The organism is Pseudomonas sp. S4_EA_1b, from assembly GCF_016307435.1.
GTDB classification, from domain to species: Bacteria; Pseudomonadota; Gammaproteobacteria; order Pseudomonadales; family Pseudomonadaceae; genus Aquipseudomonas; species Aquipseudomonas rhodesiae.
Map to the genome: position 1 here is coordinate 21,903 of NZ_JAEILC010000031.1, position 12,952 is coordinate 34,854.

Sequence of the window (12,952 nt, forward strand, 5' to 3'; positions counted from 1 at the left end):
TTCCCCTTGAGTTCAGTATCTACGGAACAGCTGCAGGCCAGAGGGATGTTTGCCCCCTCCGGCGGTACCAACTGCTTCCGTAATACCGGTACAGATTGGTGACTTGCATATCCAGCAATCCATGAATGATAGGAGGAACCCCAACCATCATCTGCATCAAGGAGCCATCATGCAGTTCAAGAACCTCATCGCCTATCGGCTGACCCAACCCCTTCAACTAGACCAGGATGCGCTCGAGAAAGCCTTGGCCACTAAAGGCTTTCGTCCCTGCGAGAGCCAAGAAGCCAGCACCTTAGGATTCGTAAGTGCATTGCCGTCTAATAAGGCCGAAGAGACCAGCGAAACGCCTGCTCTTAGCCTGTGGGCTGAAAACTGCGTCCTGCTGTGCCTCATGACCGAAACGAAAATCCTTCCCTCGGCTGCCATCAACCAAAAAGTGAAGGACAAGGTAACCGAAATCGAGAAAAGTCAGTTGCGCAAGGTCTACCGTAAAGAGAAGGATCAGATCAAAGACGAAGTGCTATTGGAGTATTTGCCGAAGGCGCTTTCCAAGCGATCAACTACGTACGCGGCTATCGATCTGAAAGCCAACCTGGTGTATGTCGACGCCAACACCCACAAACAAGCCGAAGCACTACTGAGCACTCTCCGGGAGGCCATCGGCAGCCTCCCCGTTCGACCGGTTTCGGTGAAGATATCGCCTTCGGCAACACTCACCGATTGGCTCAAAAACCAGCAGACAACTAACGGCTTCTTCATCCTCAGTGACTGTGAGATGCGAACCATTGCTGACGAAGTCTCAGTCGCTCGCTTCACCAACGAGGACCTCAGCAGTGAAGAGGTTCTCAACCATATTCGAGCCGGGAAGATGGTGACGAAACTCAGCCTGGCTTTTGAGGACAAGCTCAGTTTCACCCTGATGGACAACATGCAGATTAAGGCGTTTCGCCTTGAGGATCTCCTGCTCGATCAAGCAAGCAAAGACGGTGGCGATGACTCGGTATCTCAGTACAGCGCGACATTCGTGATGTCGATTCTCACACTGCGTAATTTCCTGCCGAATCTGTTCGAGGCGCTTGGCGGGGAAGAAGTACATACTTCGATTGATGATGCAGCCGACAAGATCCAGCCAGTCGAAACGGCCGAAGAGGAGTTGATTCGAGCGGCTGAGCAGTTTGTCGTTGATACCCAGCGAGCGTCAATTTCCGCAATCCAGCGCAAGTTTAAAATCGGATACAACCAGGCCGCTCGCCTTGTTGAGAGCTTGGAGGCCAAAGGGGTGGTCTCTGCAATGAACCAGCAGGGTGCTCGTACCGTCCTCGCACCTGCAGGCGCTGCGGCTTAGCAGTACAAGGGGGCTACCCCAGCCCCCTTCTCTTCTGGCCCTTTGGCTCTACTTTCGGGCCGCCCGCCGCCACTCCCATGGAGGCATGCGCTCCGACTCAGGCAATGCCCACAATCCAACCCGCGCCTCCCGTGCCGCACTCTCCAGCGCCAGCAAGCCGCGATCCTTGCTGTACTGGCGGTACACCCAAGCTGCACCGCTGCTGACGAGGTGGGCGTTAATATCCTCATCACCAACAAATGCCCGCGCTACGGTCCGTCCATATCGATCAGTGTTCTTCACCTTCAAGGTCACATCTTTTCCGAACGCAATTTGACTTAGCGCTTGTCGCGCTCGAGTTCCATAAGGTTGCTTTGATTCTGGCGTGTCGAGCTCGGCCAGCCGCACCTTGACCTGGCGCTTTGCACTGGTTAAGCAGGTGAAGGTGTCTCCATCACTTATGCCGACGACCATGCAGCTTATTTCTTCAGCAGTTGCGAACGGGGCGACCAACACGAAACAGAGGCCCGTGGCGATCAAAACACTGCGCATAGATGTCCCTCCAGCAGATTGGCGAATTTGAAAGTTTTGAGATGCATGAGCCAAACGGGTAACTCTATGGGGCCTTTTTCTTTCGGGCTCTTTTGGCCAACTTTTTGTCGCGCTTAGTCAGCCTGCGCCTTACAGGCTGATCCTGATCACGCTGCGCCCTTAGCCTACGCTTCCTGCTCTTATCCAAGACGCCACCAGGTTGAAGATCGAAGGATCTTCTGAAAGGGACAGGTGAGCCAAAGTACGGGACGAGAAAAGTGGTTTGAGATCTCTGCAGTGGGGTGCCGCTTGGCAGCCATAGAGGGGTTACAGCGCGTGCCAGCAGGTCAAGCGCATGCGGGCGCACTGCTGACGCTGACTCCACCTGCGCAAGAGTCACACCAAAGAGTCTTTCCAGCCGAGCGATGTAGCTCGCATTACGTCTTTTCAGAAGTAACGCTTCGGCCTCAGCGATTTGGCGATCGAGATCAGCAACAGCCCTGTAACGCTCAGCCAAAGCCTCCTCCAGGAGCTTTATCTGCTCGAGGCTTTCAGAACCTAACTGCACCTCTTCAGTTAGCTGTAGCTGGAGGCTCTCAAGACTGGCTTGAAGAGACGCCAACTGCTCGGCGAGTACATCGACTTCGGCTTTCACCACTGGATCTGCAACAGGCTTCCACTGCCGCTGGATTGTGATCGTCCCAGTGCTGGCGCGACCATCAGGCCCCGCCACGGAGTAGCTCAGAACAGTTTTACCCGACCATTGGGACGAAGGTGAAAACACAAGTGTATTGCCGAACACACCTGCAGCACCTTCCGCAGGAGTCGGTGTGCTTACAAGAGCAAATTCGTATTCGGCTGATGGTAAACCCCTATCCACTCGCAGCTCGAACTCCTGGATATCAGTATCCGGATCCATCTCCAGAACGATGCTCGAGGCCTTAACCGTGGGCGCATTTTCGTAGCAAACCTCGTAAAGCTTTGCTACTCCATTGCGCTTGGAGTATGCGGCCTTCTCGACACCTCGCTGATAAACCACCGACCCCACACGAATCTGGTGAAAACGTTCAGGATCCGTGCCGGACGCAGCAAGCTTTCCCCGAAGGATTAGGCTAGCTCCGTCAATGTCGGTTTTGAAGCAACGGCTGCAGTCGGCCATGTCAGGAGTAGGTTCAAATTCACAAACCACGGCTGCACCGACTGGCCCACTAACCAGTGCTGTCGCGATTGATAAAGCCAGCCAGTGCCTATTCAACATGGGTGATGTGTCCGCCGAGGATGCGTCATCTTATCCATGAGGAAGCACTCGCAAAGTCCAGTTGGTACCCATTTGAGGGGCAAAAGAAAAGGCCGACCGGTAATCCCCCCCGAAATCAGTACTCGTCGGAAGTAGAATTTTCTCCTAATTGGATCAAGGAAATTTTGCGTGAAGACATCGCGTTTTTCGGACAGCCAGATCATCGCCATCCTCAAGCAGGCCGAAGCCGGCAGCCCAGTCCCTGAGCTTTGCCGCGAGCATGGAATCAGCTCGGTGACCTTCTACAAGTGGCGCGCCAAGTTCGGCGGCATGGATGCTTCATTGATGGCCCGGCTGCGCGAGCTGGAAGATGAGAACCGCCGCCTCAAGAAGATGTACGCCGAGGAGCGCCTTAAGGCCGAGATCATCCAGGAAGCGATGGCAAAAAAGTGGTGAGGCCATCTCGGCGGCGAGAGATGGCGCAGCATGCAGTTCGCTCGGGTCGAGCCAGCATCAAGCAGGCGTGCCAGGCCTTCGGGGTTAGCGTCACCTGCTATCGCTATCAAACACGGTTGTCCTCGGTGAATGCCGAGATCGCCGACCATCTGATCCGACTTACGCACAATCAGCGCAACTGGGGTTTTGGTCTGTGCTTTCTGTATCTGCGCAACGTCAAAGGCCACCGGTGGAATCACAAGCGGGTGTACCGGATCTACCGGGAGCTGGAGCTGAACCTACGGATCAAGCCGCGCAAACGCATCGTGCGAGAAAAGCCCGAGCCACTGGCGGTGCCGGAGGCGATCAACCACTGCTGGTCGATGGACTTCATGCACGACCAACTGGCCGACGGTCGTAGCTTCCGTCTGTTTAACCTGATCGACGACTTCAACCGCGAAGCCCTGGCCATGGATATCGACCTGTCACTGCCGGCAGAACGTGTGGTTCGTGCGCTGGATCAAGTGATCGAATGGCGTGGCAAACCCCGATCGATCCGCAGTGACAACGGCCCGGAGTACATCAGCAGCAAGCTCGTGCTGTGGGCAGAAAAGCATGGCATCCGCCTGGAGCATATTCAGCCTGGCAATCCGCAACAGAACGCCTACGTCGAGCGGTACAACCGCACCGTGCGTTACGACTGGCTGGGGCATAACCTGTTCGAGTCCATCGCTGAGGTACAAGAACACGCTACGCGATGGATCTGGACATACAATCACGAACGGCCAAATATGGCCCTGGGAGGCATCACCCCCAAACAGAAGTTGGCTCTCGTGGCCTGACTACTACTTCTGGCGAGTACTAAAAATGGGGGGATTACCGACCCAAATGGGCCGGCCTTTCTCTACTGCAAGTTTGCTCTGCCCTGCTGAAGCTGATGAACTTCCCTCAGCGTTCTCACAACCTCGACTGTCTGCGGCGAGCCAGAATCACAACTGGACTCAATGCAGTCAGCAAAAGCAGCGAAGGTATAGCGCCAAGACTGCAAGTCATGGCGCTTCAACAGGAAGCCATAGTTTCGAAGTCCCACCAGAATGGTTTCTGCTTGCTCCGCAGTTGCGAAGTACTGATCCACACCGATGGATTGATGGCTGACTACGATAGGACCTCTCATCAGGCTACCCCATCACCAGGTCTTGGCTGGTTTTCATCACCCCGAGTCGGACTAGGTAACCCTTGAGCCCATCCAGATCACGTTCATGAGCCATAACACAAGGCTTCTCGACCGTGCCGTCGATCTCAAAGACAGTCTTTCCATACGCATCCCGCACATCTGCATAGAACTCACCCACCTCATCCAGGTTGATGTGGTAGGTCAGGAACGAGCCAAGGGCAGGCCCCTCAGCAGTGGTAGGCATGGTTGCGAAAAACCCCTCATAGCTAGCTGTCTTGCTGGCAAGGTAGGGATGAGAGGTTGCGTTGTTGAATTGCATGGTTCTCTCCAGATAAGGCTGAGACCATGCCCCGACTGGGGATAGGTCCCAGTTGGGTTTCGCGACGAATGTCGCTGTGACGACCACCAGTAGGTGGCCTATAGAAGGATGCTGGTGATCCAGCTACCTAGCCCCTCTCGCATGGGAGGGGCTAAAGAAGCTCCACAATACACCTGTGGAGGACGGTCGCTCAAGTTTGCGGCCTATCAGTAAACCCCTACTGGCTCCGCATTCTTCACCTTGCGGAAGTCATCACTTCCATTGAGCCGGTAAGAGATCGTCTGCCGCTTCGCTGAGCGGATTGCCTGGCCGATATCAGCAACGGTGGCTTTCGAAGCCTGGAGATCACCGAATCGCTTTACCTGGACGGCAAACACGTAAGCCTTGAAAGCGCCTTTGTCTTGCGGAGCGTATCCCTCAGCTGCATGGTTATACATGCGCCCTACCAGCAGAGAAACCGGCTGTTTTCCAGATGTCGGGACATCGACACTGCCGGAAATGGTGATTAGATCCTGGCCCTGCTTTACGACAGCATCTGGGCCAAGCGCTTTGGCCAGGTCCTCCGCAACACTATCGACGCATTCAACATAGGCTTTTCTGATATCGGGCTGCTCAGAAACTGCCCGATAGCAAATTGCTGCTCCAACCAGGGTTCGCGGATCTGGACTGGTGTCAGTGCCGGCGATCATCAACGCTGCGCCCGCAGCACCCACGGCACCAGCCCCCAATCCGGTACCGGAGAGCGCATTGCCGCTGACCGCAGAAAAGTCGGTATTGGTTGGACCAGATTTTTCAGGCCGCTTCGAGACGGCAGGAGCAATGTAATGCTGGGTGATTCCCATTTCGGACGTAGTGAAAAGGAAATTCGAGAAGTCACCTGGCTTCACTGCCTGAAAATCGGGCATACCGAACAGCGCAAGCACACGGGTGGTTTCGCTACCTTCCTTCAATTCCAGAGGGCTCGCGTTCGCAAACCGCATGGTCGACTGGGTCGTTTGAAACTGATAACTGCGACCTGCCTCAGTGAACTCGGTGCTGTCAGGCATTGGCAGCGAACTGCAACCCGTGAGAATGCCAGAGAGGGCCAATACAGAGGTTGCTGATACTAGGTGCTTCATGAGATGTGGATCCTGTGCTTTTGACGTGCACCCAGATTAACCGGGTTTCTCAGAATGCAAGCATGATCGCAGAGAGGCCATTCAGATTCGAGCTATTCGCCCCACATCCTAGGCCGGATAACCCCCCAACCGGCCCACAACCTCAAACGCGGACCGTCGGCGCCTACACCGCGCAATCAGGCACATCTACGATCTATAAAGTCGCCATCCTCCCCGCCGGCGACTCGAGCGCTTACACCGGTACAGACATCGACTCTGCCTGGGCGGTCATCGATCACAAATCTAAATCGATCCTGTTCGGCCCCCAGGATGGCATCCAGGTCTCCGAGGACAGCGCAGGGATTGGCCCGTATGTCCTTGGGCAGTTGATTCGGCTGATACGCACAAAAGAAGACCCAGGCTCTTATCGAATCATTGAGCTTCCATTTCCTTCACAACCGGTCGAACCAGAAGCGTTCACCAAATGGGAAGTTAGATCTCGCAAGGCAGCTGCCATTTTGGAAAACCATGGTTTTCATGTCAGCAAAACGGCTGCCGGCCTGGTCGCGAACGCGCAGCGCTTTAGCTCCCTGACCGAGCGATGGAACTCAGACAAAATCTCATTCCTGCCGGCCTCCCGGCTGGCATCCTTGTTTAACGAAACAGTGGCAGGTCAAGAGGAGATCAGGGCAAGGACTAAAGCCATGGAGGCGCACGTTCAAGAGCTGCAGCGCCAGCTAGACAGGCATGGTTCTACAGCTGCCGAGGTGGTGGCTTTGAAGGCGAAGGAAAAGACCCAACAAGAAACGATCGATCAACTTACGGAGCAGGTCTCTAACCTGCGGCCCCTGCAGGGCCAACTAGATGCTCTGAAAGAGACGATCGCTTCAAGCCCCAGCGACGCACCTATTTTACCTCCCGCAACCATCCACGATGAAATTCTGAATTCATCTGTTCCGCCATTAGTTCAGGTTCACCGACATCATTTAGGCACGGTGGAGCGCGTTGTTCTGGCGATCATTGGACTGTCCATCGCGGGGGCCGCGATCACACCGGCGCTGCCGGGCTAAGATATTACCGCCAGCATTGATTCGCCGTGCGATCGCTCGAGAGTTACCGTAAGACTTCCGTTCTTGAGGGTCACTTTAAAACCGTCAGCTTCCTGATTTTCCAGCGCCCGGCTCGGAGCGGATAGAGCGAAAAAAGCCCTAAGCTCGTCTCGAATCATGGCTAGCGTTTGAAGTGCTCTCACCTCCCCCATTGCAGCAACACCCATAAGCAAATACTGCCCCACAACGGGGCGCGGAGAAGCATCGCTGTGGTACGACCGCTCCCCATAAACGACTCGCCCCGAGAAGCTACGCCCGGTCCTTGGGCAAGTGACAGCCTGGGATGAAAATTTCTGAAAGTCCGAGGCTGCTGAGCTCAGAAGAACCTTCGTATACATACGAGCCTCTTCAACGGACTCAACAAATACTTCGTCCAATACGCTTTGGCTTGAAGCCTGGGAATCAAGCATTTTTAGATTCGTCCCACTCGTCGCACAGATCAGCCAGGTCCTGTTCGTTCTGAAGCTTGTTCAGCCGCCCATCCTCCGAAAGCCAGCTTGCAAAGTCCTGCACTGCATCTCTTCGCAGCCCAATTACGTCAACAGTGGGGGCTTGTGAGGTTGCTGGTTCAGTAATCGAAAAGCCTTCGTCAGCAGCAGGGCCGCGCACATAGGGCTCAATAGCCGCGTAGACGAGCTTACCTGCGAGCTCTGCCTTCTGGCGGAGGTCCGACTGCAGTGACAGCGACTGAACAATCCTCGAAGTGATTTCAGCCTTGAGAGGCTCATCAAGGCTTAGCGGAGATCCCGAATCTTGGGGGGCTTGCTGCGCACTCAGAGTCTGAGGGAGCAGAGCAAGTGCGCCAATAACCAACAAGCCGTATGCATCTCCGAGATCGTTAGACCGGCACCGGAAAATTGGCTCTTCGCCAGCCATCAAAAACTTCTTGCCTTCATCCTCGATTTTGACCTTCAAATCCAGCGTTGGCACAGCTTTAGATAGAGCAAAGAGATCAATAGCTTGTTCAGACATGGGGAAAGCCTCAGCAACTAGTACGGCTTAAGCTTCTCACAGCCCTGAAAACTGCAAGTCCCCTTTTATGCCGCTACCAAGGGTTTCCCGATTCGATAAAACGCTCACCGCACATGACACCACTATCCGCTCCATCTAGCTCCCGCAGGGTTGTGTCCGGCAGCAACCCAAATTGCAGCCGCGCCGAACCATCACTGCAGGTCAGTAGGTTGCCGGCATCATCTACAGGAGAAAACAAGTCAAGCTGCACACCACGCCGCCTACGCTTTCTACCCTGCACCTGCTCAACTTCAGCCTTCATAGCCTGGATGCCTCAGTACACGCACAACTGCCGATCGCTCCCGGAGTTTTTTCGCCGCCAGTAGTGATCTCTCGTCACCTGGGCATGCAAAGAAAACTGCGTGTGACACGGCCCCAGGTAAGCTTTCACCAATCATCTCGGCCGACACCACACTTTCATCGAGCTTTAGGGCTGAGATCAGGGATCGAATCCCCTTACCACGGACACCTTCGTATCTGACGGATACCCTACCCACTGAAAATCCCTTCACGAGATCTCGTAGCATTTTCGCATGCTCAGCACTGAAGGGTTGGCCCTTGGAGACAACGAGCAAATGTTCCATCACACGAGACTCGACATGAAGCTTTTCTTCGTGGCTATACACCAAGGGACCTAAGCACTGCTTGCACTTGTAGGTCCTACGCTTCGTCGCAAGCTTGGTATGCATGCGCTTGGACAACCGAAACAGCTTGGGACAAGTGCAGGTGTAAACGAAAGGTCTCGGAGAGACTGATGAAGTGTCGATGCTATGACACCTATCAGGGCGCAGCCCAAACACATCACGCATCACGGACTGCCACTCGCGTCCATGAGGTGCAATCTTTAGCCCATAAACCTGGAAGGCCACAAGGTGTGAGACCTCATGGGGAATCGTCTGATTGATCACATGATTCGGGTCCTTCTGAAGCAGGCTGCGGTTGATCCTGATCTTGTAGGATGCCCTCTTCCTGCTATAGACCAACTGCCCCGCTGCCTTCCCTCCTAGATCGAAAAGCACGTCGTCGAGTGTGAACGATTTCGAAAAGTGCCTTTCCGCGATGCATAAAGACTCACGAACCTTGTCCGTGGCCTGACGAACCAAATCGACCATACGCCCTCCTCACCCTACAAGGATGAGGTAGTGCTCCGGCCTCTAGTCAGGAATTGGTACCCTCAGTAGGATCAGATGGACTCAATGAGCATTGATTCCAGTCTCATAATGGATTTCAGAAACCAACTGGAATACAGATATGACCCCCAAATTACTTCTCATGTTAACTATTGGCTATGCCATTGCGCTGGGACTCTTTTTTGGCTGGAGAAAAAACCTGAAACACCTGGCGCTATGGGGGTTGATTGGTGCAACCCTTATTGAAGTAGGCGCAACAGCCTTCGGCTTTAATAAAGGAATCTCTGACACCTTGTTAAAGCAATTAATGATCGTTTTCGGAATTGGCTTTCCAGTTTTTCTTACCGCAAGACACGCCTCTATCTGGAAAGGTATATGCAAGGAACAAGCGCAGGTGAGAAAACTTAAAAAATCTCCGTCCACCTTTATCTTCCAAGCTATCGGGCTCACCAATCTGTGGCTTCCTGCCTTAGGCCTGATTATCACCGGCTTAATCATGCTCTATGCGCGGACGCGAGCCGCCAACCATATGCCTCAGCTCACTGATAGCGCTCGCTTCCAAGCAAATATTTCTTTAATGCTTATCTTCGGCTATATACTTTCTGCGATGCCAATCGGCGTTTACATTACTTCGGTAATTTTGTTCTACGGAGCCGGGAAGATACTGGTCGGCTTTGCGGTTTTTGCGTCCGGTTACGAGTATCGTTATTACACTGGGAAAAGCTTGATCTCTAAGCTTCAAGCTCGTCTTAAGCGGAGGCGCCAAGCCATGCTGAATCAAGGTTTGTAATTTTTCAAACCACCCTGATACTATCTTTCTTACTCACAAAGCCAAACGAGGCCAGGCATGTCCCTTATCAATGAGTACCGCGCCACTGAGGAAGCCATTAAGGAGCTTCAAGGTCGCTTGAAGAACCTTGAAAACAACGATCAGCTCAAGAAGGAGCTCGAGTTCAGCGAAAAGCTCCGCGAGCTCATGGGCCAGTACGGGAAATCTCTCCGCGACATCATTGCCATCCTGGATCCAGAAAGCGCGCGGAAACCCCGCCTTGCTGTCACCTCGGCAGGCGGTAAACGCAACCGGAAAGTCAAACGTTACACCAACCCACACAGCAACGAAGTCATCGAGACCAAAGGCGGCAATCACAAGACGCTGAAGGAATGGAAGGCCGAGTGGGGTGCAGACACAGTCGAAAGCTGGGCAGAAATCATCTAAGCCTAGCGCCCATGAAAACCCCGCTACGGTGGGGTTTTTCTTTTCTGGTGGCAGTTGCGTCCTGCTTTCGCCGCTGGCATGATGCGGTCTCTTTCATCAGCTCTTCTGATCCGGCTCACGCCGTAGCTGCTTGCCAGCACCCATCTTTTTGCAGGAATCTTCCTGCTCGTGGCGACTCTCCTTGGGTCATCCCGAACGAAAACACCTTTCTCACACCCTCGCTTCGTTGACTAACGAAAGCCAGGCTCTCATGAGTGCCTCGACTGCTCGACAGCTGATGGCAATTGAAGCTACTCCGCCCAGCAGCAAGCGTTCAGCAAACGAGCGCACTTCTATGCCGGCGACAATGAATACGATACGTCCAGACGGTGGCCCGCCATAGAGGGTGTCATGTGCGAATGACCTGCTCACATCAGTATGAGTGATCAGCGTGGCCCGCAGTCGGTGCCTCCGGAGCTTGCTCCGAAATAACAACTGCAGTGCAGAGATGGCTTGTTGGGTCTGTGTCACCGAGTAAACCTTATGATCGAAAGGTACGAGCAGCCCACCTCCTCCCTGCATTGCAGGGGTCTCCCGTAAAGGGCAGGCCAGGCTCTCACATTTGCTTCAAAACTCAATCGCAAGAGTTGCTCAATAAAAAACCCGGCTTCGGCCGGGTTTTTTAATTTCAGTCAGAAATATCTCGACTCGCCTGGGCCAGCAGGCAGGCATAGAAAAGCCACCCTAAAATACTTCCAATCAGAAGCCAAAGCGCATAGTGGTAGACTGCGGCGTTCATGTGTTTCGCAGAGAACTGGAGCGCAACCCCTCCAAGCACCAAGAGCCGAAATGGGCCAAGCACAAATTTCTCTTTCTTGGAGAGCAACGCCTGCTTGTTTTTTGCCTGGGCCCAGGTCAAATGCCCTGCCATCATTCGGCCAACCAAGTGAGGCTCAAACCTGCCTCCCATGATGACCATGAACGGCATGAAACCAAGCTGCTGCTCTATGGCAGTCGTGTACAGGATGACAAGAAGATACTTCTTCTCGCTTGTGAAGAGATCGGCTGGAATGCTAAGCCGAGGCAACGCTCCACTCCCCCAGGCCGCCAGATCTGCCTTGAGCATGATCGCCACAGCAACCGTGTTCAGCAGCAAGGCAATCACAAGCGCAAAAGGCGTGGCCATGTGGAAGCAGGACCGCCACGGCGAGCCTTGCCCAACACTGCAACCCACAATCCTATCGAGAGGCAGTAGCCCGGCTCGCGACATGCATATCGCAAGTACGATGAAGATCAGGGGGCTGGAAAGGGAGAAAACATGAAATACCGTCTGACCTAGCACCAGCAGCAATCCCACCGAGAGAACTGCAAAGCTGAAGGTCACAGCCAGGTATAAGGGCAGCACATTCAGGAAGAGCGGCCAAGCGCCTGCAAACCAACCCCCCCATAATCCCCAATGAATTCTCTGGGTGTCCAAAATTTCCGTCGCCGACATCGCTGACTTCTCTTGTCAAAAGGTAGCTTGAGGCTACCACCGCTTCCAAAACCGCAAGGGGGAGCAGGTTTACACATTTCGTGAAAACAGGAAAATACGAATCGACCGCGGGTCCGTGGTAATGCAGCCCCACAGGCAAGAGAAAATCCTTCGACGAAGGCACTTCGACTTCAACAGCTCCAGCAGGAAGAGTCTTGAACCTAAGGCTTACTGAAGAGCTTCATGGATTCGAGCTCGACAAGTGAAAGGCGCCGGCGGAGCACGTCAAGCAAAACCTCGGCATCAGACAAAGCGTCTACTGGATCTCGCTTCATCGAAGAGCTGATCGCGTCTCGCAGCCAGTAGCTGGTACCAGGAGAGGTGAGGAGGTCCTCAACCCCAATTACTTCAACAACATCACCCCCAGGCGCTTCGTAGTCCGACACGGCCAACCTCCTTTTTGTCTGCATGACATCCTAAGGCCGGGATTATTCGCCCACTCCTCAATCCGCACCCAATAGAGGATCTTGAGGAAGGCATTGAAATTGGACTTTCGCGTTCCACGAAATGGGACGGATCCAAACCCCGTTGCCATTCAGCTGGAATAGAGTCGGTGCACATGGTTTATCAGGTAGCCCGACATGAACACCACCACCTTCCCTCGGCTCAATAAACAGAAGCTCGTCCTGATTGCAGGGCTAGCCTGCGCAGTTGCCCTCGGCACGATCATCATCGCCAACGGTCACGGCTTGGTGAATCCGATCGCCATTGCGAGCAAGGGCTGCAAGATGATTAGCAAATCCATGACAGCTGGCGACATTGACGCCATTCTGGCGGGCACATCTCTTCACCTGGACAACCCCGACGGCGGCTACTGCTTCAACCCTCCTACAGTCGCTTCCTCGAAGTAACGCTG

At 54.0% G+C, this 12,952-nt stretch carries 14 protein-coding genes and 1 pseudogene; 7 read left to right on the forward strand and 8 right to left on the reverse strand.

Annotated elements, in window-relative coordinates:
* Positions 1-169: 169 nt before the first annotated feature.
* Positions 170-1,093, forward strand: a pseudogene (locus YA0848_RS10485) (recombination-associated protein RdgC); the annotation flags it as partial.
* A 60-nt stretch (positions 1,094-1,153) separates the two neighbouring features.
* A complete protein-coding gene (locus tag YA0848_RS35975; RefSeq protein WP_269837040.1) occupies positions 1,154-1,345 on the forward strand; it encodes a DNA translocase FtsK in 192 nt (63 codons plus the stop codon).
* A 48-nt stretch (positions 1,346-1,393) separates the two neighbouring features.
* On the opposite strand, the gene YA0848_RS10490 is transcribed toward YA0848_RS35975, so the two are convergent.
* Positions 1,394-1,876, reverse strand: a complete 483-nt coding sequence (locus tag YA0848_RS10490; protein WP_198731280.1) for a thermonuclease family protein — start codon at positions 1,874-1,876, stop codon at positions 1,394-1,396.
* Positions 1,877-1,940: 64 nt separating this feature from the next.
* Positions 1,941-3,113: a hypothetical protein gene (locus tag YA0848_RS10495; RefSeq protein ID WP_198731281.1), complete on the reverse strand. Its 1,173-nt coding sequence runs from the start codon at positions 3,111-3,113 to the stop codon at positions 1,941-1,943.
* 168 nt (positions 3,114-3,281) lie between these two features.
* Between YA0848_RS10495 and YA0848_RS10500 the strand changes: the two genes are divergently transcribed.
* Positions 3,282-4,369, forward strand: a protein-coding gene (locus YA0848_RS10500; protein WP_198731282.1) for an IS3 family transposase whose coding sequence is annotated in 2 segments (ribosomal slippage) — positions 3,282-3,534 and positions 3,534-4,369 — 1,089 coding nt in all. Because the reading frame shifts where the segments join, the coding sequence is not laid out codon by codon here.
* A gap of 336 nt (positions 4,370-4,705) precedes the next feature.
* On the opposite strand, the gene YA0848_RS10505 is transcribed toward YA0848_RS10500, so the two are convergent.
* Both YA0848_RS10505 and YA0848_RS10510 read right to left on the reverse strand, forming a co-directional pair.
* Positions 4,706-5,020, reverse strand: a complete 315-nt coding sequence (locus tag YA0848_RS10505) for a hypothetical protein (protein WP_198731283.1) — start codon at positions 5,018-5,020, stop codon at positions 4,706-4,708.
* A 206-nt stretch (positions 5,021-5,226) separates the two neighbouring features.
* Positions 5,227-6,138 carry a hypothetical protein gene (locus YA0848_RS10510; protein WP_198731284.1) on the reverse strand — a complete coding sequence of 304 codons (912 nt, stop codon included), beginning with the start codon at positions 6,136-6,138 and terminating at the stop codon, positions 5,227-5,229.
* 62 nt (positions 6,139-6,200) lie between these two features.
* Here YA0848_RS10510 and YA0848_RS10515 point away from each other — a divergent pair, with 62 nt between their 5' ends.
* Complete coding sequence (locus tag YA0848_RS10515) at positions 6,201-7,187, forward strand: hypothetical protein (protein WP_198731285.1); 987 nt, start codon at positions 6,201-6,203, stop codon at positions 7,185-7,187.
* A gap of 441 nt (positions 7,188-7,628) precedes the next feature.
* Here the strand turns inward: YA0848_RS10515 and YA0848_RS10520 are convergent, their stop codons facing one another.
* Together YA0848_RS10520 and YA0848_RS10525 are read right to left on the reverse strand one after the other, a co-directional pair.
* A complete protein-coding gene (locus tag YA0848_RS10520) occupies positions 7,629-8,198 on the reverse strand; it encodes a hypothetical protein (RefSeq protein WP_198731286.1) in 570 nt (189 codons plus the stop codon).
* 290 nt (positions 8,199-8,488) lie between these two features.
* Complete coding sequence (locus YA0848_RS10525; RefSeq protein WP_198731287.1) at positions 8,489-9,349, reverse strand: SprT-like domain-containing protein; 861 nt, start codon at positions 9,347-9,349, stop codon at positions 8,489-8,491.
* A gap of 139 nt (positions 9,350-9,488) precedes the next feature.
* On the opposite strand from YA0848_RS10525, the gene YA0848_RS10530 reads away from it, so the two are divergent.
* Together YA0848_RS10530 and mvaT are read left to right on the forward strand one after the other, a co-directional pair.
* Entirely contained in the window at positions 9,489-10,157 is a 669-nt protein-coding gene (locus tag YA0848_RS10530; RefSeq protein WP_198731288.1) for a hypothetical protein, read from the forward strand.
* 57 nt (positions 10,158-10,214) lie between these two features.
* On the forward strand, positions 10,215-10,583 hold the full coding sequence (mvaT, locus tag YA0848_RS10535) for a histone-like nucleoid-structuring protein MvaT (RefSeq protein WP_198731289.1): 369 nt from the start codon (positions 10,215-10,217) through the stop codon (positions 10,581-10,583).
* Between the two features lie 667 nt (positions 10,584-11,250).
* Here the strand turns inward: mvaT and YA0848_RS10540 are convergent.
* Together YA0848_RS10540 and YA0848_RS10545 are read right to left on the reverse strand one after the other, a co-directional pair.
* Positions 11,251-12,057 (reverse strand): hypothetical protein, encoded by an 807-nt coding sequence (locus YA0848_RS10540; RefSeq protein WP_198731290.1) that lies wholly within the window; start codon positions 12,055-12,057, stop codon positions 11,251-11,253.
* Between the two features lie 200 nt (positions 12,058-12,257).
* Positions 12,258-12,482, reverse strand: a complete 225-nt coding sequence (locus YA0848_RS10545) for a hypothetical protein (RefSeq protein ID WP_232925089.1) — start codon at positions 12,480-12,482, stop codon at positions 12,258-12,260.
* Positions 12,483-12,677: 195 nt separating this feature from the next.
* Here YA0848_RS10545 and YA0848_RS10550 point away from each other — a divergent pair, with 195 nt between their 5' ends.
* Positions 12,678-12,947, forward strand: a complete 270-nt coding sequence (locus YA0848_RS10550; protein WP_198731291.1) for a hypothetical protein — start codon at positions 12,678-12,680, stop codon at positions 12,945-12,947.
* Positions 12,948-12,952 lie beyond the last annotated feature (5 nt).